26 protein-coding genes are annotated in these 24,114 nt (G+C 74.2%); 6 read left to right on the forward strand and 20 right to left on the reverse strand.

Annotated elements, in window-relative coordinates; all coding sequences use genetic code 11:
* Nucleotides 1-79: 79 nt before the first annotated feature.
* Nucleotides 80-418 carry a P-II family nitrogen regulator gene (locus tag IG63_RS0100610; protein ID WP_030482442.1) on the reverse strand — a complete coding sequence of 113 codons (339 nt, stop codon included), beginning with the start codon at nucleotides 416-418 and terminating at the stop codon, nucleotides 80-82.
* A complete protein-coding gene (locus IG63_RS0100615; RefSeq protein WP_211249156.1) occupies nucleotides 415-1,752 on the reverse strand; it encodes an ammonium transporter in 1,338 nt (445 codons plus the stop codon). The genes IG63_RS0100610 and IG63_RS0100615 overlap by 4 nt, the downstream gene beginning before the upstream one ends.
* A 244-nt stretch (nucleotides 1,753-1,996) precedes the next feature.
* On the opposite strand from IG63_RS0100615, the gene IG63_RS0100620 reads away from it, so the two are divergent.
* Nucleotides 1,997-2,707 carry a TetR/AcrR family transcriptional regulator gene (locus IG63_RS0100620; RefSeq protein ID WP_051705997.1) on the forward strand — a complete coding sequence of 237 codons (711 nt, stop codon included), beginning with the start codon at nucleotides 1,997-1,999 and terminating at the stop codon, nucleotides 2,705-2,707.
* A gap of 9 nt (nucleotides 2,708-2,716) precedes the next feature.
* Here the strand turns inward: IG63_RS0100620 and ftsY are convergent, their stop codons facing one another.
* From ftsY to IG63_RS0100680, 13 genes are all read right to left on the reverse strand, one after another.
* On the reverse strand, nucleotides 2,717-3,859 hold the full coding sequence (gene ftsY, locus IG63_RS0100625) for a signal recognition particle-docking protein FtsY (RefSeq protein WP_030482445.1): 1,143 nt from the start codon (nucleotides 3,857-3,859) through the stop codon (nucleotides 2,717-2,719).
* Nucleotides 3,860-3,894: 35 nt separating this feature from the next.
* Complete coding sequence (locus tag IG63_RS0100630) at nucleotides 3,895-4,092, reverse strand: hypothetical protein (protein ID WP_030482446.1); 198 nt, start codon at nucleotides 4,090-4,092, stop codon at nucleotides 3,895-3,897.
* Nucleotides 4,093-4,193: 101 nt separating this feature from the next.
* Nucleotides 4,194-4,658 carry an acyl-CoA thioesterase gene (locus IG63_RS20270; RefSeq protein ID WP_036194215.1) on the reverse strand — a complete coding sequence of 155 codons (465 nt, stop codon included), beginning with the start codon at nucleotides 4,656-4,658 and terminating at the stop codon, nucleotides 4,194-4,196.
* Between the two features lie 7 nt (nucleotides 4,659-4,665).
* A complete protein-coding gene (gene smc, locus IG63_RS0100640; protein WP_030482448.1) occupies nucleotides 4,666-8,223 on the reverse strand; it encodes a chromosome segregation protein SMC in 3,558 nt (1,185 codons plus the stop codon).
* A gap of 164 nt (nucleotides 8,224-8,387) precedes the next feature.
* Entirely contained in the window at nucleotides 8,388-8,597 is a 210-nt protein-coding gene (locus IG63_RS0100645) for a hypothetical protein (RefSeq protein ID WP_030482449.1), read from the reverse strand.
* Between the two features lie 109 nt (nucleotides 8,598-8,706).
* On the reverse strand, nucleotides 8,707-9,555 hold the full coding sequence (mutM, locus tag IG63_RS0100650) for a bifunctional DNA-formamidopyrimidine glycosylase/DNA-(apurinic or apyrimidinic site) lyase (RefSeq protein ID WP_030482450.1): 849 nt from the start codon (nucleotides 9,553-9,555) through the stop codon (nucleotides 8,707-8,709).
* An 8-nt stretch (nucleotides 9,556-9,563) separates the two neighbouring features.
* Nucleotides 9,564-10,397, reverse strand: a complete 834-nt coding sequence (gene rnc, locus IG63_RS0100655) for a ribonuclease III (protein WP_084596440.1) — start codon at nucleotides 10,395-10,397, stop codon at nucleotides 9,564-9,566.
* Nucleotides 10,352-10,537, reverse strand: coding sequence for a 50S ribosomal protein L32 (gene rpmF / locus IG63_RS21940; RefSeq protein ID WP_084596442.1), 186 nt, complete (start codon nucleotides 10,535-10,537; stop codon nucleotides 10,352-10,354). Before rpmF ends, rnc begins: the two co-directional genes overlap by 46 nt.
* Nucleotides 10,538-10,571: 34 nt before the next feature.
* Complete coding sequence (locus IG63_RS0100660; protein WP_036194112.1) at nucleotides 10,572-11,090, reverse strand: YceD family protein; 519 nt, start codon at nucleotides 11,088-11,090, stop codon at nucleotides 10,572-10,574.
* Between the two features lie 124 nt (nucleotides 11,091-11,214).
* A complete protein-coding gene (gene coaD, locus IG63_RS0100665) occupies nucleotides 11,215-11,715 on the reverse strand; it encodes a pantetheine-phosphate adenylyltransferase (RefSeq protein ID WP_030482453.1) in 501 nt (166 codons plus the stop codon).
* Nucleotides 11,715-12,308 (reverse strand): 16S rRNA (guanine(966)-N(2))-methyltransferase RsmD, encoded by a 594-nt coding sequence (rsmD, locus tag IG63_RS0100670; protein WP_030482454.1) that lies wholly within the window; start codon nucleotides 12,306-12,308, stop codon nucleotides 11,715-11,717. Before rsmD ends, coaD begins: the two co-directional genes overlap by 1 nt.
* Nucleotides 12,305-14,470: an ATP-dependent DNA helicase RecG gene (locus IG63_RS0100675; protein WP_030482455.1), complete on the reverse strand. Its 2,166-nt coding sequence runs from the start codon at nucleotides 14,468-14,470 to the stop codon at nucleotides 12,305-12,307. The genes rsmD and IG63_RS0100675 overlap by 4 nt, the downstream gene beginning before the upstream one ends.
* Nucleotides 14,470-16,158 carry a DAK2 domain-containing protein gene (locus IG63_RS0100680; protein WP_084596444.1) on the reverse strand — a complete coding sequence of 563 codons (1,689 nt, stop codon included), beginning with the start codon at nucleotides 16,156-16,158 and terminating at the stop codon, nucleotides 14,470-14,472. Before IG63_RS0100680 ends, IG63_RS0100675 begins: the two co-directional genes overlap by 1 nt.
* 150 nt (nucleotides 16,159-16,308) lie before the next feature.
* On the opposite strand from IG63_RS0100680, the gene rpmB reads away from it, so the two are divergent.
* Entirely contained in the window at nucleotides 16,309-16,494 is a 186-nt protein-coding gene (rpmB, locus tag IG63_RS0100685; RefSeq protein ID WP_030482457.1) for a 50S ribosomal protein L28, read from the forward strand.
* Nucleotides 16,495-16,657: 163 nt separating this feature from the next.
* Here rpmB and IG63_RS0100690 read toward each other — a convergent pair whose 3' ends face one another.
* Nucleotides 16,658-17,629 carry a thiamine-phosphate kinase gene (locus IG63_RS0100690; protein WP_425411765.1) on the reverse strand — a complete coding sequence of 324 codons (972 nt, stop codon included), beginning with the start codon at nucleotides 17,627-17,629 and terminating at the stop codon, nucleotides 16,658-16,660.
* Between the two features lie 134 nt (nucleotides 17,630-17,763).
* On the opposite strand from IG63_RS0100690, the gene IG63_RS0100695 reads away from it, so the two are divergent.
* Entirely contained in the window at nucleotides 17,764-18,000 is a 237-nt protein-coding gene (locus IG63_RS0100695) for an Lrp/AsnC family transcriptional regulator (RefSeq protein ID WP_030482459.1), read from the forward strand.
* Between the two features lie 38 nt (nucleotides 18,001-18,038).
* Entirely contained in the window at nucleotides 18,039-18,473 is a 435-nt protein-coding gene (locus tag IG63_RS0100700) for a DUF3515 domain-containing protein (RefSeq protein WP_051705998.1), read from the forward strand.
* Nucleotides 18,474-18,494: 21 nt separating this feature from the next.
* Here the strand turns inward: IG63_RS0100700 and IG63_RS0100705 are convergent, their stop codons facing one another.
* Nucleotides 18,495-19,592, reverse strand: a complete 1,098-nt coding sequence (locus IG63_RS0100705) for a D-alanine--D-alanine ligase family protein (protein ID WP_030482461.1) — start codon at nucleotides 19,590-19,592, stop codon at nucleotides 18,495-18,497.
* Nucleotides 19,593-19,658: 66 nt separating this feature from the next.
* Between IG63_RS0100705 and IG63_RS0100710 the strand changes: the two genes are divergently transcribed.
* Nucleotides 19,659-20,723: a trans-sulfuration enzyme family protein gene (locus IG63_RS0100710; RefSeq protein WP_030482462.1), complete on the forward strand. Its 1,065-nt coding sequence runs from the start codon at nucleotides 19,659-19,661 to the stop codon at nucleotides 20,721-20,723.
* A gap of 13 nt (nucleotides 20,724-20,736) precedes the next feature.
* On the opposite strand, the gene IG63_RS0100715 is transcribed toward IG63_RS0100710, so the two are convergent.
* Together IG63_RS0100715 and IG63_RS0100720 are read right to left on the reverse strand one after the other, a co-directional pair.
* Complete coding sequence (locus IG63_RS0100715) at nucleotides 20,737-21,747, reverse strand: NAD(P)H-dependent glycerol-3-phosphate dehydrogenase (protein ID WP_030482463.1); 1,011 nt, start codon at nucleotides 21,745-21,747, stop codon at nucleotides 20,737-20,739.
* The gene (locus IG63_RS0100720) at nucleotides 21,744-22,514 is read right to left on the reverse strand and encodes a lysophospholipid acyltransferase family protein (protein WP_157209961.1); all 771 of its coding nucleotides are present in this window, start codon (nucleotides 22,512-22,514) and stop codon (nucleotides 21,744-21,746) included. Before IG63_RS0100720 ends, IG63_RS0100715 begins: the two co-directional genes overlap by 4 nt.
* A gap of 92 nt (nucleotides 22,515-22,606) precedes the next feature.
* On the opposite strand from IG63_RS0100720, the gene cofC reads away from it, so the two are divergent.
* On the forward strand, nucleotides 22,607-23,215 hold the full coding sequence (gene cofC / locus IG63_RS0100725) for a 2-phospho-L-lactate guanylyltransferase (RefSeq protein ID WP_030482465.1): 609 nt from the start codon (nucleotides 22,607-22,609) through the stop codon (nucleotides 23,213-23,215).
* A 35-nt stretch (nucleotides 23,216-23,250) separates the two neighbouring features.
* Here the strand turns inward: cofC and IG63_RS21945 are convergent, their stop codons facing one another.
* The gene (locus IG63_RS21945; protein ID WP_084596448.1) at nucleotides 23,251-24,030 is read right to left on the reverse strand and encodes an HU family DNA-binding protein; all 780 of its coding nucleotides are present in this window, start codon (nucleotides 24,028-24,030) and stop codon (nucleotides 23,251-23,253) included.
* Nucleotides 24,031-24,114: the final 84 nt, after the last annotated feature.

Consider the following 24,114-nt stretch of genomic DNA (forward strand, 5'->3'; position numbering starts at 1 on the left):
GGGCAACGCGTCGGCCCGCGACGCCGCCGAGGTGTCTCCACCCCGGTGACGTCGCGGGCCGTGTGCACGTGCGTGCGGATCAGATCGCGGCTTCGTCCCGGTCGCCGGTGCGCACCCGCACCACGCTGTCGACCGGCGAGACCCAGACCTTGCCGTCGCCGATGCGACCGGTCTGCGCCGCCTTGACGACGATGCCGGCGACGTCGTCGACGTCCGCGTCGTCGACCAGGATCTCCACGCGGATCTTTGGCACCAGGGCGATGTCGTACTCCGCGCCCCGGTAGACCTCGGTGTGACCCTTCTGCCGGCCGTAGCCGCTGACCTCGCTGACGGTCATGCCCGTCACGCCGAAGGCCTCCAGCGCCGAGCGGACCTCTTCCCACTTGTGCGGCTTGATCACCGCGGTGATGAGCCTCATGCCTTCGATCCCTCCTTCGCCGTGGGGGTGGCGCCGGCCAGGACGGCCGGGCCGCCGACGAGACCGGAGCGGGCGCCCGAGGAGGCGTTGAGGTCGTAGGCGGCCTCGCCGTGCTCCTTGTAGTCGATGCCCTCGATCTCGTCCTCGCCCTCGATGCGCCACCCGAGGGTGACCTTGACCAGCAGGCCGACGATCAGCGTCGCGACGCCGGACCAGACGACCGCGTACAGCGCGACGACGACCTGGGTGACGAGCTGGCTGAGGCCATCGCCGTAGAAGAGGCCGCCGCTGGTGGCCAGGAAGCCGATGCCGACGGTGCCGACGAGACCACCGACGAGGTGGACGCCCACGACGTCGAGCGAGTCGTCGTAGCCGAACTTGTACTTCAGGCCGACCGCCAGCGCGCACAGCGAGCCGGCCACGAGGCCGAGCACGATGGAGCCCACGGGCGAGAGCGAGCCACAGGCCGGGGTGATGGCCACCAGGCCGGCGACCACGCCGGAGGCGGCACCCAGGGAGGTGGCCTTGCCGTCGCGGATCTTCTCCACCACGAGCCAGCCGAGGATCGCCGCGCAGGTGCAGACGGTGGTGTTGAGCCAGACCAGGCCGGTCTCGGTGGTGAACTGCGTCAGGTCGGCCTCGCCGCCCGAGCCGTCGACGAAGACGATGGAGCCCACGTTGAAGCCGAACCAGCCGAACCACAGGATGCCGGCGCCGATCATGGTCAGCGTCAGGTTGTGCGGCTTCATCGGCTCCTTGCCGAAGCCGAGCCGCTTGCCGATGAGCAGGGCGAGCACGAGGCCCGCGACGCCCGCGTTGATGTGCACGACGGTACCGCCGGCGTAGTCGACGGGGGCCGCGGTGCCGATCAGGTCGGCGAGCGCGCCGTCCTCACCGCTGAGGAAGCCGCCACCCCACACCATGTGGGCCAGCGGGAAGTAGGAGAGCGTGACCCAGATCGGGACGAAGACCATCCACGCCGAGAACTTCACGCGGTCGGCGATCGCACCGGCGATCAGCGCCGCGGTGATGACCGCGAAGGTCAGCTGGAAGGCGACGAAGACGTAGTCGCCCGGGTCGACGCCGTTGAGTCCGAAGAGCTGGAAGGGGTTGGTGAAGAGCATCGCGACCGACGTGTCGCCGTAGGTCATCGACCAGCCCCACAGCACGTAGACGATCCCCACGACCGCCATCGCGCCGAAGCACATCATCATCATGTTGAGCACGGACTTCGAGCGGCTCATGCCGCCGTAGAAGAGCGCCAGCCCGGGCGTGGTCATGAAGAGCACGAGCGAGGCCGACACCAACATCCAGGTGTAGTAGCCGTCGTACATAGGACGGACCTCCGTTGAGTGGTGAGTGAGCAAGACCGGACCGCCCATGAGCCGACAACGCCGTCGAGCGGCGCGATCCTGTTGGCCGTACTCTCGGTGCCGGAGGTTTCGGGTTCCTGAGGTCCGTGTTTCGCCCAAGTCACGGGTGCGGGCGTTGTGTTACGTGCGTGTGTCGTGGCGCGGTTTCCCGGAAAGGCGGGCAAAAGCGGACGTTTCCCCCTAATCTCAGGGGGTGGACGCAAGCATGACGAGCACCCGCGACGAGGTGCTGGCCGCGACGGAGGTCGCCTACCCCGACCCCGCCTCGACCGCCGGGGGGCCGCGTCCCACCGTGCCCCGCACGGTCGCCCCCGCCGTCGTGCCCGACGCCACCGCCCCGGTGCGCCGCAAGCGCGGCCGCCCGCGCGACCCGCTGGCCGACGGCCGGATCCTGGCGGCGGCGTCGTCGCTGATCCTGCTGCGCGGCTTCGACGCCATGACCGTCGACGAGGTCGCCGCCACCGCGGGCGTCGGGAAGGCCACGGTCTACCGCCGCTGGGCCAAGAAGGAGGACCTCGCGGTGGCCGCCATGGAGCGGCTCTACTCCGACGAGATGCCCGTGCCCGACACCGGCACCCTGCGGGGCGACCTGGCCGAGGCCTACCGCGCGCAGCTGGGCTTCGCCCAGTCGCCCGCCGGGGCCGACTACCTGCGCACGCTCGTGAAGGAGTCGATGCGCGACGACCGGATGGCCAGCCTCTACCGGGCCGCCCACGAGCAGTCCGAGCGCAACGCGCGCGAGATCTTCCGGCGCGCCAAGGAACGCGGCGAGATCGACGTCGAGGTCCCGGTGTCGCTGCTGGTCAAGCTGGTCTCGGGCCTGGTCGTGCTGGCGACGGTGATGGGCAACGACTCCCCCACCTCGGAGGACCTCGAGGCGCTCGTCGACCTCGTCGTGCGCGGCATCAGCGCCTGACGGCGGGCGCTACTCCGAGAGCAGCGCCTCGACGAAGGTCGCCGGGTCGAAGGGCGCCAGGTCGTCGGCACCCTCGCCGACGCCGACGAGCTTGACGGGCACGCCGAGCTCGCGCTGCACGGCGACCACGATGCCGCCCTTGGCCGAGCCGTCGAGCTTGGTCAGCACGATCCCGGTGACGTCGACCGCCTCGCGGAAGACCCGGGCCTGGACCAGACCGTTCTGACCGGTGGTCGCGTCGAGCACCAGCAGCACCTCGGTGACGGGGGCCTGCTTCTCGACCACGCGCTTGACCTTGCCCAGCTCGTCCATCAGGCCGGCCTTGTTCTGCAGCCGGCCCGCGGTGTCGACGACCACCACGTCGACGCCCTGCTCGACGCCGGTCCTGACGGCCTCGAAGGCCACGCTGGCCGGGTCGCTGCCCTCGGGGCCGCGGACGACGTCGACGCCGACCCGCTCCCCCCAGGTCTGCAGCTGCTCGCTGGCCGCGGCGCGGAAGGTGTCGGCGGCACCCAGCACCACGCTCTTGTCCTGCGCCACCAGGACCCGGGCGAGCTTGCCGACCGAGGTGGTCTTGCCGCCGCCGTTGACGCCCACCACCAGCACCACGCCGGGCTTGCCGTCCTCGCCGGTGACCGCGACGCGACGGTCCATCGTCGGGTCGACGAGCGTCAGCAGCTCCTCGCGCAGGACCGTGCGGGGGTCGGCGCCGGCGCCCTCGACCCGCAGCCGCGTGCGCAACCGCTCGACCAGCTCCTGGGTGGGCGCCACCCCGACGTCGGCGGTGATGAGGGTGTCCTCGAGCTCCTCCCAGGTGTCCTCGTCGAGACGGTCGCGGGAGAGCAGGGCCAGCAGGCCGCGCCCGAAGCCGCCCTGGGAGCGGGAGAGGCGCTGGCGCAGCCGCACCAGACGACCGGCCGTGCCCTCCGGGCGGTCGAGGACCGGGACCGGGGGCGCCTCCTCCTCGACCGGGGCCTCCGGCGAGGTGGTGACGGCGGTGTCGGGTGGCTGCTCGACGAGGACGTCGCGCGGGGCCTCCCGCGGCGGCGCCTTCGGCTGCCTGCGGCCGCCGAGGAAGGCCGCGATCCCGACGCCGACGCCCAGGAGCAGGACGACGACGCCGATGACGACGTAGAGCTCGATGCCGGTCATGGCACCGATCCAATCAAACGTGGCGGGGCCGCCGCTCAGCGGCTGTGCGTTGCCTCGAGCTCGCGCTCCTCAGCGGGCGCCACCGTGGGCAGCCGCAGCACGCCGCGACGCATCGCCCGGCCGACGAGCGGCAGACCGGGGGTGTCGGCACCGCGGTAGGGGAAGGCGGCGTACACGAGGACGGCGGCGGCAAGCACCAGGGCGGGGAGCAGCACGAGCACGACGGCACCCATCGGGCCTCCTCGGGACGACGATCGGGGGAAGGCGCCCGGGCGTCCCGGCCCGAGCGACGTCCACCAGGCTAGGGCAGGGGCACCGGTACGCCGCGGCCGGGTCAGGTCTCGGAGGTCAGCGGCGCCAGCGCGGCGCGGACCGCCTCCGGCACGGGCCGGACGACCCGGCGTGCTCCCCCGTCGGCGGGCGCCGCGGGGTCGACGTAGACGTGCACGAAGCGTCCCTCGGCGGCCGCCTCGTCGCCGGGGCCCTGGAAGAGGCCGACGCGGTAGGTCACCGAGGAGGTGCCGAGGCGCTCGCAGGCGAGCCCGAGCTCGACGGGCTCGGGGTAGCCGACCTCGGCGAAGAAGCGGCAGGAGACCTCGGCGACCAGGCCGACGGCCGGCAGCGTGCGGACGTCGGCCCCCACGGCCTCGGTGACGTGGGCGTTGACGGCCGTGTCGATCAGCTCGAAGTAGCGCGCGTTGTTCATGTGGCCGTAGACGTCGACGTCGGCCCACCGGGTGGTCGCCTGCCGCCACACGGCGTAGTCGGCGCGGGTCGGTCGCGCGGGTCGCTCGCTCACCGGTCGGTCACGCCGGCTGCTGCTCACGCAGCCGCTGGCTGATCACCGTGGTCACGCCGTCGCCGCGCATGGTGACGCCGTAGAGGGCGTCGCCGACCTCCATGGTGCGCTTCTGGTGGGTGATGACGAGCAGCTGCGAGCTCTCGCGCAGCTCCTCGTAGATCTCGAGCAGGCGGCCGAGGTTGGTGTCGTCGAGCGCCGCCTCGACCTCGTCGAGGATGTAGAAGGGCGAGGGCCGGGCCTTGAAGAGCGCGACCAGGAAGGCCACGGCGACCAGCGAGCGCTCGCCGCCGGAGAGCAGCGAGAGCCGCTTGACCTTCTTGCCCGGCGGCCGCGCCTCGACCTCGATGCCGGTCGTGAGCATGTCGTCGGGGTCGGTGAGCACCAGCCGCCCCTCCCCTCCGGGGAAGAGCCGGGCGAAGGTGGCCGCGAAGGCCCGCTCCACGTCGGCGTAGGCCTCGGTGAAGACCTGCTCGACCCGCTCGTCGACCTCACGGACGATGTCGAGCAGGTCCTTGCGGGTGCTCCTGAGGTCCTCGAGCTGCTCGGTGAGGAACTTGTGACGCTCCTCCAGCGCGGAGAACTCCTCCAGCGCGAGCGGGTTGATGCGTCCGAGCTGGGCGAGCGCGCGCTCCGCGGAGCGCAGCCGCTTGCTCTGCTCCTCGCGGTCGTACGCCGTGGGCTCGGGCTCCGGCTCGCCCTCGGGCACCTCGGCGAAGACCGGCACCGGCTGGTCGGGGCCGTACTCCGCCACCAGCGCCTCGGCGTCGAGGCCGAGCTCGTCGAGCGCGCGCTCCTCGAGCTGCTCCAGCCGCATCCGCTGCTGGGTGCGGGCCATCTCGTCGCGGTGGCTCTCGTCGACCAGCCGGTCGAGCGAGCGGCCCAGGTCACGCAGGGTGGTGCGCTGCTCGCGCAGCGCGGTCTCGCGGTCGGCGCGGGCGGCCTCGATCGACGCGCGCTCCTGGGCGGCGACGCCGATCGAGCGCTCCAGCCGGTCGAGCACGACGGCCGCGGCGCGGGCGACCAGCTCGCCGGCGCGGCCCTCGGCGAGCAGCTGCTCGCGCCGGGCGATCGCCTGGGCGCGGGAGTCGCGCTCCTCACGGGCGGCCCGGCGCAGGCCGTCGGCCCGCCCGTGCAGCGCCCGGGCGCGCTCCTCGGCGGTGCGCAGCGCCAGCCGCGCCTCCATCTCCGCCGCGCGCGCCGCCCGGGCGAGCTCGGCCAGCCGGTCGCGCTCGGCGGTGTCGGGCTCCTCGTCGGGCGCCTGCTCGGCCTGCGCGAGCCGCTCCTCCAGCGCGGCGAGGCCCTCGAGGTCGCGGTCGCGGGCCGCCTCGGCCGCGGCGACGGCCTCGGCCAGCCGCTCGGCCTCGGCGCGGGCGTTGCGGGCCTGGGAGCCGTGCTGCCCGAGCTCCTCGGCGACGGCGGCCAGGGTCGCGTCGGACTCGTGCAGCTTGGCCAGCGCGACGTCGGCGCGGCGCTGCGCCTCCTCGCGCTCCCGCTCGACGGCGCCGAGCTCGAAGCCGAGCCGCTCGAGGTCGTGACCGACGGTGGTGACCTGCTCGGCGGTCTCGTCGACGGCGGCCTGCACCTCGAGCAGGCTCTGCCCGTCGCTGGACCCGCCGCGCGCCGCGTGGGCGCCGAGCACGTCGCCGTCGCGCGTGACGGCCGTGAGGTCGGGACGCTCGCGCACCAGGGCGCGCGCCGAGGCCAGGTCGTCGACCACCGCGACGCCGTCGAGCAGCACGGCGAGCGCCTCGGTGACCTCCTCCGGCGCCTCGACGACGTCGATCGCGTAGGTCGCCGCGGCGGTCAGCGAGCCGACGGGGGCACGGCGCTCGCGGCTCCCGGAGGGCCCGCCACCGACCAGCAGGTCGGCGCGACCGAGCTCCCGGCTGCGGAGGTGGTCGAGGGCGCGCTCGGCGGACTCGAGGTCGCGCACCACGACGGCCTCGGCCATGGTGCCGAGCCCCGCGGCCACGGCCGCCTCGTAGCCCGGCCGGACGCTCAGCAGCGCGGCGACCGACCCCAGCAGCCCGCTGACCTCGTCGGTGGCGGCCAGCAGCGAGCCGGCGCCGTCCTTGCGCGAGAGGCCGAGCTCGAGGGCCTCCTTGCGAGCCTCGAGACCGGTGCGCTCGTGCTCGAGCCGCGACCGCTCCTCGGTCAGCTTGGCGACGCGCGCCTCGAGCTCCTCCAGCGCCGCGGACGCCGCCTCGTGCTCGGCGTCGAGCCCCTGCTCGCCGGCGTCGAGCCCGGCGACCCTGCTCTCCAGGGAGGTGAAGGCCTGCTGGGCGCGCTCGGCTCGGGTGAGCGCCTGCTCGCGCGCCTCGCCGAGCCGGCCGAGCTCCTCCTCGGCCGCCGCGGCGCGGCTGCGCAGCCCGCCCAGCTGGCCACTGAGCCGCGCCAGGCCCTCGCGCCGGTCGGCGGCGGCGCGCAGCAGGTCGGCCACGCGTCGCTGCTCGGCGTCGGCGGCCGACTCGGCGTCCTGCCGTGCCTGCAGCGCGGCGTCGAGCTCTCCCCGGCGCTGGCCCACCTCGGCCTGGGCGCCCTCCTCCGCGGCCTGCACCCGGGTGGCCTCGGTCTCGAGCTCCTCGGGGTCGCGACCCTGGGGCACGGGCGGGAGCGCCGCGGCGTTGCGGACCCGCTCAGCGGCGAGGCCGGCGGTGCCGTGCAGCCGCTCCCGCAGGCCCGACAGGGCGAACCAGGTCTCCTGGGCCTGCGCCAGCGCGGGCAGGTCGGTGCGCAGCGCCTCCTCGAGCTCGGCCTCGCGCTCGCGTGCCCGCGTCAGCTGCTCCTCCAGCTCGGCGCGGCGCTGCTGCAGCGCCGACTCGTCGGCGAGCTCCTGCTCCAGGGTCGTGCGCGCGGTGGCCACGTCGTCGGCGAGCAACCGGGCCCGGGCGTCGCGCACCTCGGCCTGCACGACCTGTGCCCGGCGCGCCACCTCGGCCTGGCGCCCCAGCGGCTTGAGCTGGCGCCGGATCTCGGTGAGCAGGTCGGCGAGGCGGGTGAGGTTGCCGTCGGTCGACTCCAGCTTGCGCAGCGCCTTCTCCTTGCGCTTGCGGTGCTTGAGGACCCCGGCCGCCTCCTCGACGAAGCCGCGGCGGTCCTCCGGCGTCGCGCGCAGGATCGAGTCGAGCTGCCCCTGACCGACGATGACGTGCATCTCGCGGCCGATGCCGGAGTCGCTGAGCAGCTCCTGCACGTCGAGCAGCCGACAGCCGTGGCCGTTGATGGCGTACTCGGACCCGCCGTTGCGGAACATGGTGCGGCTGATCGTGACCTCGGAGTACTCGATCGGCAGCGCGCCGTCGGTGTTGTCGATGGTCAGCGAGACCTCGGCGCGGCCCAGCGGGGGCCGGCCGGCCGTGCCGGCGAAGATGACGTCCTCCATCTTGCCGCCGCGCAGCGACTTGGCGCCCTGCTCGCCCATCACCCAGGCCAGCGCGTCGACGACGTTGGACTTGCCGGAGCCGTTGGGCCCGACGATGCAGGTGATGCCCGGCTCCAGCTGGAGGGTGGTGGCGGACGCGAAGGACTTGAAGCCCTTGAGCGTGAGGCTCTTGAGGTACAAGTCAGGCTCCCCTGTTCGTGGCTCGGCGGGGTCGGATCAGCGCACGCCGGGGAAGGAGCGCGCCAGCGACCCTACCCACGAGCCTCCCCGGAAGTGGGGAGGCGGGGCCGGGCGTGGTCGAGCAGGCGTGGACCGGGCGACCGGGGTCACCGGTCGCCGGAGCCTCAGGAGTGGGCGAGGGAGGTGTCGCGCGCGACGGCCTCGTCGACCGACGCGGAGGCGACCGACGCGAGCGCGTCGTTCTCGTGCTGCAGGCGCAGCACCATGTCCTCCAGGTCGGCGACGCGCTGCCGGAGCAGTCGGTTCTCCCCTGCCAGGCGGTGGGAAACTCGAGGGTCGGGACCGGTCGAGTAGCCGAGAAGCGCCTTGGCCATGAACGTCGAGCCTTCCAGTTGACACACGGCCTGATCAGGCACGATCCGGCCGTCTCCAAGCGTCTCACGCCCCCTGACGGCCCGGCAACTCCGCGCGCGGAGGTGGGCCTCAGGTACGCCGCCGCCGCGGCGCGGGCTGGCAGACCGGGCAGAAGTACGACGAGCGGTTGGTGAAGGCGACGCGGCGGATGGGGGTGCCGCACCGGGCGCAGGGGCGGCCCTCCTGGCCGTAGGCGTGCAGCGAGCGGTCGAAGTAGCCCGACTCGCCGTTGACGTTGACGTAGAGCGCGTCGAAGGAGGTCCCGCCCTGCTCGAGGGCGGCCAGCATGACCTCGCGGCAGCCGGCGAGCAGCGCCTCCACGTCGCGGACCCGGAGCCGGTCGCCCGGGCGCTCCCCGTGCACCTGCGCGCGCCACAGCGCCTCGTCGGCGTAGATGTTGCCGACGCCCGAGACCACCTCCTGGTGCAGCAGCAGTCGCTTGACGCCGCTGCGGCTGCCCCGGACGCGGCGCACGAAGGCGGCGTCGTCGAAGGCCGGGTCGAGCGGGTCGAGCGCGATGTGGGCGATCTCGCCGGGCACCTGCGCGCCGCCGGTCGAGACGAGCAGACCACCGAACATGCGCTGGTCGACGAAGCGCAGCTCGCGGTCCTCGAGCACCAGGCGCACCCGCAGGTGGCGCTCGTCGGGCGCCCCCTCGGGCTGCACCAGCATCTGGCCCGACATCCCGAGGTGACCCAGCAGGGCGTCGCCGCCGTCGGTGGCCAGCCACCAGAACTTGCCGCGCCGGCGGGCCGCGGTGAAGGCGACCCCGGCCAGGCGGTCGGCGAAGTCGCCCGCGCCGCCGGGGTGGCGGCGTACGGGGCGGGGGTGGAGCACGTCGACGCGACGCACGACGCGGCCGAGCGCGTGGCGCTCCAGGCCGCGGCGGACCACCTCGACCTCGGGCAGCTCGGGCACGCGCCTGCTCAGCCCTCGCGGGTGGCCGCGTCGGCCGCGACGGCCTCGTCGGAGGAGGTGCTGTCCTCGAGCTCGCGGTGCAGCGTGCGGTACGCCGCCTCGGCCGCCTGCTGCTCGGCCTCCTTCTTCGACCGCCCCACACCGTGGCCGTGCATGCGGTCGGCGACGCGCACCTGCGCGGTGAAGGTCTTCATGTGGTCGGGCCCGTCGGCCTCGATGACGTACTCGGGCACGCCGAGCTCGTGCTCGGCGCTCAGCTCCTGCAGGCTGGTCTTCCAGTCGAGCCCCGCGCCGAGCGCGGCGGCCGCCTCGAGCATGGGGTCGAAGAGCAGGTGCACCACCCGGGTGGCCTCCTCGAAGCCGCCGGAGAGGTAGATCGCGCCGATCAGCGCCTCGACGGTGTCGGAGAGGATCGAGGCCTTTTCGCGACCGCCGGTGGCCTCCTCGCCCTTGCCCAGCCGCAGGTGCGAGCCGACGCCGATCGCGCGGGCCACGCGGGCGAGCGCGCGGGCGTTGACGCACGCCGCGCGCAGCTTGGCCAACCGCCCCTCGGAGAGGTCGGGGTGGCTGCGGTAGAGCGTCTCGGTGACCACCACGCCCAGCACCGAGTCGCCGAGGAACTCCAGGCGCTCGTTGGTCGGCAGGTTGCCGTTCTCGTACGCGTAGGAGCGGTGCGTCAGGGCGAGCTCGAGCAGCTCGGGAGCCAGGTCCGGCTCTCCGAGCTGCTCGCGCAGGGCGTCGGTCGGCGCGGCGGTGGTGCTGCCATCGTCGACGCCCGGCTCACCCGGGCGGGACGTCAGAGGACCTGACGCCGGTCGTTGCGGGCGCCGTACTGACCGCACTCGCCGCACGCGCGGTGCGGGAGGTGCTTGGCGTCGCAGGCCGGGTTGGCACAGCTGACCAGGGACGGCGCAACCGCCTTCCAGGCCGAACGGCGGTGCCGCGTGTTGCTGCGGGACATCTTCCGCTTCGGGACTGCCACGGTGTGCTCCTTGGGGATCTGGGTGGTGCGTGGATCAGGTCTGGTCGTGCAACTGCTGCAGCGCGGCCCACCGAGGATCCACGGGGTCCTCGTGCCGGTGGTCCGGGTCGTCCGCCAGGCGCGCACCGCACTCGGTGCACAGCCCGGGGCAGTCGTCCCGGCACAGCGGCTGGTACGGCAGTGCGAGCACCACCGCGTCACGCAGCAGCGGCTCGAGGTCGACCAGGTCGTCCTCCAGCCTGCTGACATCGGCGTCCTCGTCGTCCCCGCGGTGCGGCTCGGGGGCGTCGTAGACGTAGAGCTCCTGGAGGTCGACGGTGAGGGTGTCCTCGATCGGCTCCAGGCACCGAGAGCACTCACCCGCCAGCGCGACCGAGGCCGTGCCGGTGACGAGCACCCCCTCCATGACCGCCTCGAGGCGCAGGTCGAGCTCGACCGTGCTTCCCTCGGGGACGCCCAGGACGTCGATGCCGAGTCCTGCCGGCGCCTCGGCGTCGTAGGACTTCTCGCGCTGGGTCCCAGGGCGGCGGCCGAGCTCGCGCGTGTCGAGCACGAACGGCGCTCTCGGATCGAGGGTGCGCAAGAGAGTCACTCCGTCTAGGTGCAGGCAGAACCTCCGGGAGTCTACGGGCTGCCCGCGGGATGGGCCAATCGGCGCCGGTGGGCGCCCCGGGGCCTCAGTCCTCCTCGGCCGCCCGCTCGGCCAGGCGCGCCGTGAGCTGCCCCAGCACCTCGGGGGGCACCAGCCCCGAGACGTCGCCGCCGAAGGTCGCCACCTCCTTGACCAGCGAGGAGGCCAGGAAGGAATACTCCGGGCTGCAGGGCACGAAGACGGTGTCGACGTCGGCCAGCGAGGAGTTCATCTGGGCCATCTGCAGCTCGTAGTCGAAGTCGGTGACCGCGCGCAGCCCCTTGACGATGGCGTGCACGTCGTGGGCCACGCAGAAGTCGGTGAGCAGCCCCTCGAAGCCGGCGACGGTGACGTTGGGGAAGGCCGCGCAGACCTCCTCGAGCTGCGCCATCCGCTCCTCGGAGGTGAAGAGCCGCGCGCGCGACTTGCCCTTGTTGACCCCGACGGCGACGACGACCTCGTCGAAGAGGCGGGCGGCGCGGGCGATGATGTCGACGTGACCGTTGGTCACGGGGTCGAAGGACCCGGGGCAGACGGCGCGGCGCATCAGTCGCCCTCCTGGCGTGGGGTCGGGGGTGGCGAGGCGGCGCGAACGTACCAGAGGGCGGTCTCGCCGTAGTCCTTGCGCCGCTCGACCTCCCAGCCGTCGGGCCAGCCCGGCTCGGCGCTGCGCGAGGAGCGCTCCAGGACCAGCACGCCGCCGGGGTCGAGCCACCCGTGGCCGGCGAGCAGCGCGAGCACCTGGTCGACCTCGACCGCGTCGAGGTCGTAGGGCGGGTCGGCGAAGACGAGGTCGTACGGCGCCCGCGGCGGCGCGGCGAGCGCACGGGCGACCGGCAGCGCCACCACCTCCACGGCCCGGAAGCCGAGCGTGCGGGCGTTGTCGGCGACCAGGCGAGCCGTGCGGCGGTCGTGCTCGACCGCGGTGAGCACGGCCGCGCCGCGCGAGAGCGCCTCGAGACCCACGGCCCCGGAGCCGGCGTACAGGTCGAGCACCCGCAGGCCGTCGAGCGGGCCCAGCAGCGACTCCAGCCGGGAGAAGAGCGCCTCGCGGGCGCGGTCGGTGGTGGGCCGGGTCGCGTCGCCACTCGGCGTGCGCAGCCGCCGGCCCCCGGCGCTGCCCCCGATGATGCGCGTCATGTCTTCTCGAGGTAGTCGGCGCGCTCGGACTCCTCGAGCCCCGCGACCGCCGCGGCGAGGTCGGGGTCGGCGGCGAGCTCGGGGTCGGACCCGACGTGCGCCGCGGCGAGCTCGCGGGCGCGGGCGATGACGTCCTCGTGCTTGAGCACCGAGAGCAGCCGGAAGCCGCCGCCGCGGCCGCCGCTCTGCTGGGCGCCGAGCAGGTTGCCCTCGCGGCGCTGCTCGAGGTCGACGCGGGAGAGCTCGAAGCCGTCGCGGGTGGCGGCGACGGCGGTGAGCCGCGACATCGAGGAGCCGCCGGGCTCGGCGGCGCTCACGAGCAGGCAGAGCCCGGCGTGGCCGCCGCGGCCGATGCGACCGCGCAGCTGGTGGAGCTGCGAGACCCCGAAGCGGTCGGCGTCGAGCACGACCATCACCGTGGCGTTGGGCACGTCGACCCCGACCTCGATCACGGTCGTCGAGACCAGCACGTCGACCTCCCCGGCGGCGAAGGCGGTCATCACCGCGTCCTTCTCCTCGGGCCCCATCCGGCCGTGCAGCGCCTCGACCCGCAGGCCCTCCAGCGCGCCCTCGGCCAGCTCGGGCGCCAGCTCGTCGACGGCGAAGAGCGGCGCCTCCTCGCTCTCCAGGTCGGGGTCGATGCGCGAGCACACGACGTAGGCCTGCCGGCCGGCGGCGACCTCCTCGCGCACCCGCTCCCAGGCGCGGTCGAGCCACTCCGGCCGGGCACGGGTGGGCACGACGCTGGTCTGCACCTCGCCCCGGCCGGCCGGCAGCTCGCTGAGGGTGGAGGTGTCGAGCTCGCCGAAGACGGTCATGGCGACCGTGCGCGGGATCGGGGTGGCCGTCATGACCAGCACATGGGGCGGGGAGCCGGCCTTGGCGGCGAGCGCGGAGCGCTGCTCGACCCCGAAGCGGTGCTGCTCGTCGACGACCACGAGGCCCAGGTCGGCGAACTGCACCCGCTCCTCCAGCAGCGCGTGCGTGCCGACCACGATGCCCGCGTCGCCGCCGGCCGCGTCGGCGAGCGCCTGGCGGCGCACGGCGGCGGTGGCCGAGCCGGTGAGCAGGGTGAGGCGGGTGGCCTCGGCGGGCATCCCGAGCTCGCCGCCCCGGGCGAGGTCGCCGAGCATCGCGCGCAGCGAGCGCTCGTGCTGCTGGGCCAGCACCTCGGTGGGCGCGAGCAGCGCCGCCTGCCCGCCGGCCTCGACGACCTGGAGCATCGCCCGGAGCGCGACCAGGGTCTTGCCCGACCCCACCTCGCCCTGCAGCAGCCGGTGCATCGGGGTGGGCCGGGCCAGCTCGACGGCGAGCTCCTCCCCCACCCGCTGCTGGCCGGCGGTGAGGGTGAAGGGCAGCACGGCGTCGAAGGCATCGAGCAGCCCGCCCTCGACGTGGGGCCGCGGCACGGCCGTGCGGCGGGCGAGCTCGGCGCGGCGACGGGCGAGCACCACCTGCGCGACGAAGGCCTCCTCGAAGACCACGCGCTGCTGGGCCGTGGCCAGCTGGGCCCAGGTGCGGGGGCGGTGCAGGCCACCGAGGGCGTCGGCCAGCGAGGTGAGGTCCTCGGCCTCGCGCACCGCCGGCGGCAGCACCTCGGGCACGCGCTCGACGAGCGTCAGCGCGAGCCGGACGGCGTCCTCGAACTGCCAGGTGGTGACCTTGCCGTGCTCGGGGTAGATCGGGATCAGCGGCGGCTGCTCCTCGGGCGTGCCGTCGTCGCCGAACATCTTCGACAGCGGGTTGGCCAGCTGCCACTCGTCGCGGAACCAGCGCAGCTTGCCGCTGAAGACGCCGAAGCGCCCCACGGCGGTCTCGCGGGTGCGCCAGGCGGCGGTGCCGGCGTTGCGGTCGAAGTAGACGAGCTTGAAGGTGCGCCCCTCGGTCGCGACCACCACCTCCTGCCGGTAGGCGGTGCGACGGGTGCGCTTGTCGATCCAGGTGTGCTGCTTGCTGTGCGTGATCCGGCCCACCAGCGAGACGAGGTCGCCCTCGCCCAGCTCGTCGAGCTCGCTGAGCGACCCCTTGCGGACGTAGGTGCGCGGCAGCGTCATCAGCAGGTCGCCGACGGTCTCGATCCCGGCGACGCCGGAGATCTTCTGCTTGCCGGCCCGACCCTCGATCGTGGTGACCGGGGAGTCCCAGTAGACCCACTCGGCCATCACTCCACCCCCACCAGCAGGGGGTAGCGCGGCTGCTCGCCCCGGTGCACGACGACGTCAACACCGGCCCGGGTGCGCTCCACCCAGGCGGCGCAGCGCTCGGCCAGGTCGCCGGCGCCCTCCCCCGCCACCACCGTGACCAGCTCGCCGCCGCCGTCGAGCAGCCGACCCAGCACCTCGCAGGCGACCTCGAGCAGGTCGTCGCCGACGACGGCGAAGTCGCCCTGCAGCACGCCCAGCACGTCGCCCGCCGAGCACGGACCGGCCGTGGTCATCGCGTCGGTGGCCGCCACGGTGACGGCACCGTGGCGGGCCCCGCCCGCGGCGTCGGTCATGTGGACGACGTCGGCGTCGAGCGGCCGCCCGGGCTCGTGCACGGCCAGGGCGGCGATGCCCTGCACCTGCGCCCGCGTCGGCACCACGACGACGTGGACGCCGCGCGCGTCGGCCTCGCGCGCGGCGGCCTCGGCCACCGCCACCGAGTCGGGGTCGTTGGGCAGCACCACGACCTCGGCCGCGCCGGTCTGCTCGATCGCGGCCAGCAGCTCGCCGGTGCTCGGACGGCGCCCCGGCCCGCCGCGGACGACGACCGCCCCGGCGCCGGCGAAGAGCTCGGCCAGGCCGCTGCCCGCCGCCACCGCGACCACCCCGCGGCCGGTGCGCCGCCGCTCGGCCGCGCGCCCACGCCCGCGCTCGACCTGCTCGGCGAAGTGCGTCACCGCGATCCGGTGGGGCCGGCCCGCCCGCACCCCGGCCTCGATCGCCGCCCCGACGTCGTCGACGTGCACGTGGACGTTCCACAGCCCGTCGCCCCCGACCACCACCAGCGAGTCGCCGAGCGGGGCGAGCTCGGCGCGTAGCGCCTCCACCGCCTCGGGCTCCGCGGCGAGCAGGTACATCACCTCGTACGCCGGCCCGCCCTCGGTCAGGTCGTCGGTGGGCACGGCGCGGGGCAGCGCCGTGGTGCCCAGCACGGGCGGCGAGGTGAGCGCGGTCTCGCCGGTCAGCACCGTCTCGAGGGCCCCCAGCAGCACGCACAGCGCCCGTCCCCCGGCATCGACCACGCCCGACCGGGCGAGCACCGGCAGCTGCTCCGGGGTGCGCGCGAGCGCCTCGCGCGCCGCCACCGATGCGGTGTGCACCACCGCACCGAGCCGGGCGTCCGGGTGCGCGGCCTCCTGCACCGCCGCCTGCGCGGCGGCGCGGGCGACGCTGAGGATGGTGCCCTCGACGGGGCTGCCCACGGCGGCCCAGGCGGCCGCGGCGGCCTGCTCCATCCCCTCGGCGAAGACCGGTGCCGACCGGTCGTGCGGGCCGGCGTCACGCACGCGGCGCACGAAGGCGCCCAGCAGCTGGCTCAGGATCACCCCGGAGTTGCCCCGCGCGCCGAGCAGCGCGCCCCGGGAGTACGCCGCCAGCGCGTGGCGCAGGTCGCCCGGGCGCTCGGCGACGGCCTCGCGCAGCGCGTCACGGGCACTCTCGAGGGTCAGGTAGACGTTGGTGCCGGTGTCGCCGTCGGGCACCGGGTAGACGTTGAGCGCGTCGACCTCCTCACGCGTGGCCGCCGCCTGGGCCACCGCGAGGTCGGCGTACGCCGTGAGCATCGCGAGGTCGAAGGTCGCCACGGCCCCGGGCGCGCCGGTGCCCGTGGTGCCCTCCGTGCCCTCGCGTGGGCCCGCTGCTGTCATGCTGCTCCCCGTCCCGATCGGGCACACCGTAGTCGCACCCTCCGACGTTTTGGCGCCACCCGCGGACTGCGATATTCTCGTGCGGTTGCCCGGAGCGAGTCCGCTCGGGCCCCCCTGTTCTAGTTCGTCCGTCTCATCGAGGAGTTCGCGGTGGCTGCCGTCTGCGACATCTGCGCCAAGAAGCCTGGCTTCGGGAACAACCGTCCGTGGTCGCGCAAGATCACGAAGCGCCGCTTCGACCCCAACATCCAGCGCGTCCGCGCCACCGTCAACGGTGCGCCCAAGCGCCTCAACGTCTGCACCGGCTGCTTGAAGTCGGGCAAGGTCACCCGCTGACGCACGTCGTCGCGTGACCACGGCGCCTCCCTCGGTCCCGAGGGTGTCGCCACAGGCCTGACGGGCCGCACCGACCGACCGCCCTGCCGCGCCGCGTCCACCGACGCGCTCGCCGCACGGGCGGTCGTGTCGTCTCCGACGCCTGCCGGGTGCACGCGCCGGGTCAGCGGGAGGCGTAGTGGTCCCAGCCGGTGGGTCCGTCGTACGCCGCCCCGTCGACGGTGACGACGGGGCCGTCGGGAGCGGCCGCGGCGACGGTGCCGATCTCGACGAAGCCCGCGGGCAGCCGGGCGTCCGCGGGGAAGGTCGCCGCGATCGCGTGGTCCTCCCCCCCGCCGAGCACGAACTGCATCGGGTCGACGCCGAGGGCCGCGCCGACCGCCCGCATCGGCTCGGCGAGCTCGAAGGCGGCGCTGCGCACGTCGATCCCGACGCCCGAGCCGACGGCGAGGTGGCCGAGGTCGGCGAGCAGGCCGTCGGAGACGTCGATCATCGAGGTCGCCCCGGCGACGGCGGCCTCCGGCCCGGCGGCGTACGGCGGCTCGGGGCGCTGGTAGGCCTCGACCAGGGCGCGGGGCGAGCGGAAGCCGCGCGTCAGCACCGCCAGGCCCGCGCCCGCCCAGCCCTGCCGGCCCGCCAGCGCCACCCGGTCGCCGGGGGCGGCGCCGCTTCGCAGCACCGGGGCCTGGTCGCAGGTGCCGAGCACCGTCACGGCCACGACGATCTCCGAGCCCGCGGTCAGGTCGCCCCCCACGATGCTCGCGCCCACCAGGTCGGCCTCCTCGGCCAGGCCGTCGCAGAGCTCCTCGAGCCAGTCCGTGCTCAGGTCGGGCGGGGCGACGAGACCGACGGTGAGCGAGTGGGCCCGCCCGCCCATGGCGTTGACGTCGGAGAGGTTCGCCGCCGCCGCCTTGCGGCCGATCGCCCGGGCCGGCGCCCACTCGCGGCGGAAGTGCCGTCCCTCGACGAGCACGTCCGTGGAGACCACCACGTGCCCGCGGGGGGTGCGGAGCACGGCGGCGTCGTCACCCGGCCCGACGTAGACGTGCTCGCCCTGGGGGAAGCGTCGCGCGAGCGCGCCCACCACGTGGTGCTCGCCGGCCTGGCCCAGGGTCTTGCCGCTCATGCGCTCCATCCCAGCACGCCCGGGGGCGCCCACCGCGCACGGATGCGTGTACCACCACCCGGGTGGGGTCGGGTAGGTTGCGCCCAGGAACCGGCCGCACCTGGGTAGAGGCGGCCGACCACCCACACCTCGAGGAGGCGCACATGGTCGTGCAGGCCTACATCCTGATCCAGACCGACGTCGGCAAGGCGGCCGAGGTGGCCCGCCAGATCACCGAGATCAAGGGCGTCATCCTCGCCGAGGACGTCACCGGCCCCTACGACGTGATCGTGCGCGCCGAGGCCCGCAACGTCGACGAGCTCGGCAAGCTGGTCGTCGCCAAGGTGCAGACCCTCGACGGCATCACCCGCACGCTGACCTGCCCGGTGGTGCACATCTGAGCGCCCGGCCCGTCGCACGCCGACGCCCGTCACCGCTGGTGGCGGGCGTCGCTGCGTGCTGTGGACTGCTGCTCGCCGGCTGCGGCGGCGACGCCGGCCCGCAGGACCCCGAGACCCAGGCCGCCTGCCGCGACCTGGTCGCGGCGCTCCCCGACCGGCTGGAGGGGCTGCCCCGCACCACCACCGAGGAGTACGCCGTCGCGTGGGGCGCCGCGGTCGAGCTGCGCTGCGGCGTGCCCGAGCCCGAGGAGCTGACCCCCGTCTCGCGGTGCGACGTGGTCGCCGACGTCGACTGGTTCGCCCCCGAGGAGGTGGCCGAGGACCAGTCGGCCGACGCCGTGCTCACCACGGTGGGCCGTGACCCCCGCGTGGAGGTGACGGTGCCCGCCGAGCTGCGTCCTCCGGTCGACGTGCTCACCGACCTGGCCGACGCCGTGCGCGCGGAGACCGTCGAGGTGCGCCGCTGCTCGTGAGGGCGGACCAGCGTGCCCGGCTCAGCGCAGGCCGGTGGAGCGCTGCAGCGCCAGCTGCACGAGGCGCTCGACCAGCGCCGGGTAGTCGAGCCCGGTGTGCTGCCACATCAGCGGGAACATCGAGGTGGCGGTGAAGCCGGGCATGGTCTCCACCTCGTTGAGGAGCAGCTGCCCGTCGTCGAGGCAGAAGAAGTCGACGCGCGCGAGCCCCTCGACGTCGAGCGCCTCGAAGGCACGCACCGCGAGCTCCCGCATCCGGCCGAGCACCTCGTCGTCGACCTCCGCCGGCAGCACGTAGCTCTCCTCGAGGTACTTGGCCTCGAAGTCGTAGAAGACGTGGTCGCCGTGCACCGTGATCTCGGCGGCGACGCTGGTCTCGGGGGCGTCGCCCGCCAGGCCCTGCAGCACGCCGATCTCGAGCTCGCGCGCCCCGGACGGCGCGGCCGCCTCGACCAGCACCTTCGGGTCGTGCCGGCGCGCCTCCTCCACCGCGTCGTCGAGACCGGCGGGGGCGTCGACCCTGCTGATGCCGAAGCTCGAGCCCGCGCGCGCGGGCTTGACGAAGACGGGGTAGCCGAGCGCCGCCACCGCCTCCCGCACCAGGGCGGGGTCGTGCTCCCACTGCCGCGGCCGCACCAGCACGTAGGGCAGCACCGGGAGTCCCGCGGCGAGGAAGACCTGCTTCATGAAGTGCTTGTCGGTGCCGACCGCGCTGGAGGTGACGCCGGCGCCGACGTAGCGGACCCCGGCCATCTCGAGCAGTCCCTGCAGGGTGCCGTCCTGGCCCCACGGCCCGTGCATGACGGGGAAGACGACGTCGACCTCGCCGAGCAGCGTGGGCACGTCGCGGGGCTCGGTGACCACCAGGCCCTGGCCGGGCGTGAGCGTGACCTCGGTGGTGCCGCTGACCGACGGCAGCTCCCCGGCCGGGCCCAGCGCGAGCCGATCGGGGTCGGCGGCCTCCAGCACCCACCGGCCGTCGCGGGCGATGCCGACAGGCACGACGTCGTAGCGCTCCGGGTCGAGGGCGGCGATGACGCTGCCGGCGGAGATGCAGGAGATCGAGTGCTCCTCCGACCTGCCTCCGAAGACGACGGCCACCCGAGTGCGCGAGCTCACGCACCGACCCTACGGCGTGGGCCGCCCCACCCGCCGGACCCGCCGCGCGCGCCCTACGGTGGGTGGGTGCACCCCACCACCCGCGCCGTCCACCTGGGACGCCCTCCCCACGAGCCCGACCAGCCCTTCAACGAGCCCATCACGATGGCCTCGACGTACGTTGCCGGCGGCGACCGCGAGTACGGCCGCTACGCCAACCCGACGTGGGCGGCCTTCGAGGAGGCGCTCGCGGGGCTCGAGGGCGGCGAGCAGGGCGCGCGGTGCCTGTCCTACGCCAGCGGGCTGGCGGCGGTCGCCACGATCCTCGACCTGGTCGGCCCCAGCGGCAAGGTCGTGGCGCCGCGGCACGCCTACCTCGGCTCGATCACGCAGCTGGCCGACCTGGAGATGCGCGGCCGGGTCAAGGTCGAGCTCGTCGACATCTCCGACACCGACGCGGTCGTGACGGCGTGTGACGACGCCGCGCTGGTCTGGGTGGAGACGCCGACCAACCCGATGATGGAGGTCGCCGACGTCCCGGCGATCGTGCGCGCCGCGCACGCGGCCGGGGCCTACGTCGTCGTCGACAACACCTTCGCCACCCCGGTGCTGCAGCAGCCGCTCGACCAGGGCGCCGACCTGGTGCTGCACTCGGTGACGAAGTACATCGCCGGTCACTCCGACGTGCTGATGGGCGCGATCGTCACGCGCGACGACGAGCTGTACGCCGTGCTGAAGCAGCGCCGCGACATGATCGGCGCCGCCCCCGGCACCCTGGAGGCCTACCTCGCGCTGCGCGGGCTGCGCACGCTCCCGCTGCGCGTCGAGCGGGCCTCGGCCAACGCCGCCGAGCTCAGCCGACGACTGGCCGACCACCCGCAGGTGCGCGAGGTGCGCTACCCCGGCTTCGGCGGCATGGTCGCGATCGTGCTCGACTCCGGCGACGCGGCCGACGTCGTCCAGCACGCCACCCGGCTCTGGGTCTACGCCACCTCGCTGGGCGGCGTCGAGTCGACCCTCGAGCGCCGGCGCCGCTGGAAGACCGAGGCCGCCACCATCCCCGAGGGGCTGCTGCGCCTCTCGGTCGGCATCGAGGACGTCGAGGACCTCTGGGACGACCTGGCCCAGGCGCTCGACGTCTCGGCCCGCTGAGGGACCGCCCTGGTCAGTCCTGCTCGTGCTTGGTGTCGCGGGCGATGAAGGCGTACATCATCTCGCGCGCGGAGATCTCGCCGCGGACGACGCGGTCGACGTGCTCGGCGACGGGGGCGTCGACGCCGTGCCGGGCGGCGAGGTCGTAGATGGAGGCGCACGACTTGGCGCCCTCGGCCACCTGCCGGGTCGAGGCGACGATCTCCTCGGTGGTCATGCCCTGGCCGAGCCGCTCGCCGAAGGTGCGGTTGCGCGAGAGCGGCGAGGAGCAGGTGGCGACCAGGTCGCCCAGGCCGGCCAGCCCCATGACCGTCATCGGGTCGGCGCCGAGCCGGTTGGCCAGCCGGGCCGTCTCCGCGAGCCCGCGCGTGATCAGCGACGCCGTGGTGTTGTCGCCGAAGCCGAGCCCCACCGCCATGCCGACGCACAGCGCGATCACGTTCTTGTACGCCCCGCCGAGCTCGCAGCCGAGCACGTCGCGGCTCCAGTAGGGGCGGAAGGCCTGGCTGTGGCAGAGCGCCTGCACGCGGCGGGCCACGGCCTCGTCGGCGCAGGCGACCACGCTCGCCGCCGGCTCGCGCATCGCGATCTCGCGGGCGAGGTTGGGGCCGCTGACGACCGCGAGCCGCTCGGGCCCGGCGCCGGTGACCTCCGCGATGACCTCGCTCATCCGCTTGGTGGTGCCGAGCTCGATGCCCTTCATGAGCGAGACGAAGACGGCGTCGGGCGGCAGGTGCGGCGTCCACTCCGAGAGGTTCTCCCGCAGCTTCTGCGACGGCACCGCCAGCACGACGTACGACGCCTCCCACGCGGCCTCGGCCGGATCGGGCGTCGCCCAGACGGTGTCGGGCAGCGCGATGCCGGGGAAGTACTCGGCGTTCTCGCGGGTCTCGTTGATGGTGCGGCAGACCTCGGGGCGGCGGCCCCACAGCGTCACCTGGTGGCCGGCGTCGGCCAGCACCAGGCTGAAGGCGGTGCCCCACGAGCCGGCTCCGAAGACCGCGACCTTGGTGCGCTCGCTCATCCGCGCGTCTCCTTCGGGGGCTTGCGGGGGTTGCCGATGACGTGGCCGCCTGACGTCGCAGGGTCGAAGCGCACCGGCGGCGCGGTCTCGCCGCGCAGGTCCTCGACGAGCGCGGTGACGGCGGCCATGATCCGGTCGGTCGCCTGGTGCAGCACCTGCGGGGTCAGCGGCTGGCCGGCGAGGTCGTCGAGGTCGACGGGGTCGCCCACCTTGAAGCGCGTCGTACGGCGGGGGATGACGTGCGGTCGCACGGTGTAGGCCGGCAGCACCTCCTGCGCACCCCACTGGCCGATGGGGATCACCGGGGCGCCGGTCGCGAGGGCGATCCGGGCCGCCCCGGTCTTGCCCCGCATCGGCCAGCCGTCGGGGTCCTTGGTGATGGTCCCCTCCGGGTAGACGCCGAGGCACTCGCCGGCCTCGACCGCGGCGACGGCGGCGTCGAAGGCGCCACCGGCACGCTCGGTCTCCCGGTAGACGGGGATCTGCCCGGCCCCGGCGGCGATGGTGCCCAGCACCGGGGTGCGGAAGATCGCCTCCTTGGCCAGGTAGCGCACCAGCCGGCCGTGGTCGTAGAGGAAGTGGCCGAGGGCGAGCGGGTCGAGGTGCGAGATGTGGTTGACCACCACGATGCACCCACCGGTCGCGGGCACCTTCTCCCCGTCGATCCAGTCGCGCTTGGTGGCCAGGCTGAGCGTGGGCCGCACCAGGCCGGCGGCCACGGCGTACGCCCAGCCGGGTCGCTGCTCCAGCTTGCGCACCGTGGCCACACGCACCTCCTCGTCCCGGACCGGCCGCTGGGGTCGGCCGACGGTGAGCCTACTGCCCGCGGTCGTCGCGGAGGCTGCGAGGATCGGCCGCGATGTCCTTCTGCCTGCTGGTGCCGGTCAAGTCGCTCGACACCGCCAAGTCACGTCTCGTCACGCCGGCCTCCGACCGCCGCGAGCTGATGCGAGCCTTCGTCGCCGACGCGCTGGAGGCCGCGCTCGCGAGCCCCGCCGTGCACCATCTCTACGTCGTGACCGACGAGCAGGGGCTCGGACCCAGCGGCACCCGCACACTGCCCGACGGGGGCGGCGGCGACCTCAACGCCGCGCTGCGGCACGCCGAGCGCACGGTCCGCCTGCGTCACCCCGACCTGGGCGTCGCCGCGATGTGCGGCGACCTGCCCGCGCTGCGCACCGACGACCTGACGACCGCACTGACCGGCTCGACCGCGCCGCGGTGGTACGTCGCCGACACCGCGGGCACCGGGACGACGCTGCTCGCAGCCGGACCCGGCGTCCACCTCGACCCCCACTTCGGGCCGGACTCGGCCCACCTGCACGAGCAGTCGGGCGCGCGACCGGTGCGCGCCGAGGTGGCCTCGCTGCGCCACGACGTCGACACGGAGGCCGACCTGCGCGCCGCGATCGAGCTGGGCCTGGGACGACTCACCCGCGCGGCGATGGGTCGCCACGCGGGTGAGTGAGGGGCCGACGGCCCCGGGTGTGTCTGGAGCGGGCCTCAGGCCTTCTTGGCCGCTGCCTTCTTCGTCGCCGAGCTGGTGGCCGGCGCCTTCTTGGCGGTCGACTTCGTGGCGGTCGCCTTCTTGGCCGTGGACTTCTTGGCCGTCGACTTCTTGGCCGGCGTGCTCGACGTCGTCGACTTCTTCGCCGTCGACTTCTTCGCCGGCGTGCTCTTGGCGGTCGACTTCGTGGCCGTCGACTTCTTCGCCGGGGTGCTCTTGGCGGTCGACTTCGTGGCCGTGGACTTCTTGGCCGGCGTGCTCTTGGCGGTCGACTTCTTCGCCGCCGTCGACTTCGTGGCGGTCGCCTTCTTGGTCGTCGACTTCTTGGCGGGCGCGCTCTTGGTCGTCGACGCGGCGGGCGTGCTCTTCTTCGCCGTCGAGGACGTGCGCTTCGCGGCGCTGCCACCGGTGACCTTCTTCGCCGCGGCCCGCGCGGCCGACGTCGCCGAGGCCGGCGTCGCCTTCTCCACCGTCGCGATCGTCAGCTTGGGCAGCTTCTTCGCGCCCGACACGACGTCCTTGAGCTGAGCGCCGGCCTTGAAGTTGGGCACCGACTTCTTCTTGGCCTTGATCCGCGCGCCGGTGGCGGGGTTGCGCACCCACCGCGCGTCGCGCACCTTCTTCTCGAAGGAGCCGAAGCCGGTGATGGCGACCTTCTCGCCCTTCGCGACCTCGCGCGTGATCGTGTCGAGCACCGAGTCGAGCGCGTGGGCCGCTGCCTTGCGGTTGCCTTCGAAACGCGCCGCCAGGGTGTCGATCAGCTGGCTCTTGTTCACAGGGGTGTCCCTTTCGTGGACCGCCGCCGAGCCCGACGCCCGACTATGCCCCACGCAGGCTAGGCAAAAGTGATCACCACCACA

The sequence above is a fragment of the Nocardioides aequoreus genome, assembly GCF_000720335.1.
Lineage (GTDB): Bacteria > Actinomycetota > Actinomycetes > Propionibacteriales > Nocardioidaceae > Marmoricola > Marmoricola aequoreus.

What these genes read in the sequence shown, in the direction of transcription:
- IG63_RS0100645 (WP_030482449.1), bottom strand. Translation starts at nt 8,597, where the DNA reads ATGGCCAAGGCGCTTCTCGGCTACTCGACCGGTCCCGACCCTCGAGTT.
- IG63_RS0100630 (WP_030482446.1), bottom strand. Translation starts at nt 4,092, where the DNA reads ATGGGTGCCGTCGTGCTCGTGCTGCTCCCCGCCCTGGTGCTTGCCGCC.
- IG63_RS0100715 (WP_030482463.1), bottom strand. Translation starts at nt 21,747, where the DNA reads ATGAGCGAGCGCACCAAGGTCGCGGTCTTCGGAGCCGGCTCGTGGGGC.
- IG63_RS0100615 (WP_211249156.1), bottom strand. Translation starts at nt 1,752, where the DNA reads ATGTACGACGGCTACTACACCTGGATGTTGGTGTCGGCCTCGCTCGTG.
- cofC (WP_030482465.1), top strand. Translation starts at nt 22,607, where the DNA reads ATGTCCTTCTGCCTGCTGGTGCCGGTCAAGTCGCTCGACACCGCCAAG.
- IG63_RS0100680 (WP_084596444.1), bottom strand. Translation starts at nt 16,158, where the DNA reads ATGACAGCAGCGGGCCCACGCGAGGGCACGGAGGGCACCACGGGCACC.
- IG63_RS0100675 (WP_030482455.1), bottom strand. Translation starts at nt 14,470, where the DNA reads ATGGCCGAGTGGGTCTACTGGGACTCCCCGGTCACCACGATCGAGGGT.
- ftsY (WP_030482445.1), bottom strand. Translation starts at nt 3,859, where the DNA reads ATGACCGGCATCGAGCTCTACGTCGTCATCGGCGTCGTCGTCCTGCTC.
- IG63_RS0100690 (WP_425411765.1), bottom strand. Translation starts at nt 17,629, where the DNA reads ATGGAGCGCATGAGCGGCAAGACCCTGGGCCAGGCCGGCGAGCACCAC.
- coaD (WP_030482453.1), bottom strand. Translation starts at nt 11,715, where the DNA reads ATGCGCCGCGCCGTCTGCCCCGGGTCCTTCGACCCCGTGACCAACGGT.
- IG63_RS0100610 (WP_030482442.1), bottom strand. Translation starts at nt 418, where the DNA reads ATGAGGCTCATCACCGCGGTGATCAAGCCGCACAAGTGGGAAGAGGTC.
- rsmD (WP_030482454.1), bottom strand. Translation starts at nt 12,308, where the DNA reads ATGACGCGCATCATCGGGGGCAGCGCCGGGGGCCGGCGGCTGCGCACG.
- IG63_RS0100620 (WP_051705997.1), top strand. Translation starts at nt 1,997, where the DNA reads ATGACGAGCACCCGCGACGAGGTGCTGGCCGCGACGGAGGTCGCCTAC.
- IG63_RS0100695 (WP_030482459.1), top strand. Translation starts at nt 17,764, where the DNA reads ATGGTCGTGCAGGCCTACATCCTGATCCAGACCGACGTCGGCAAGGCG.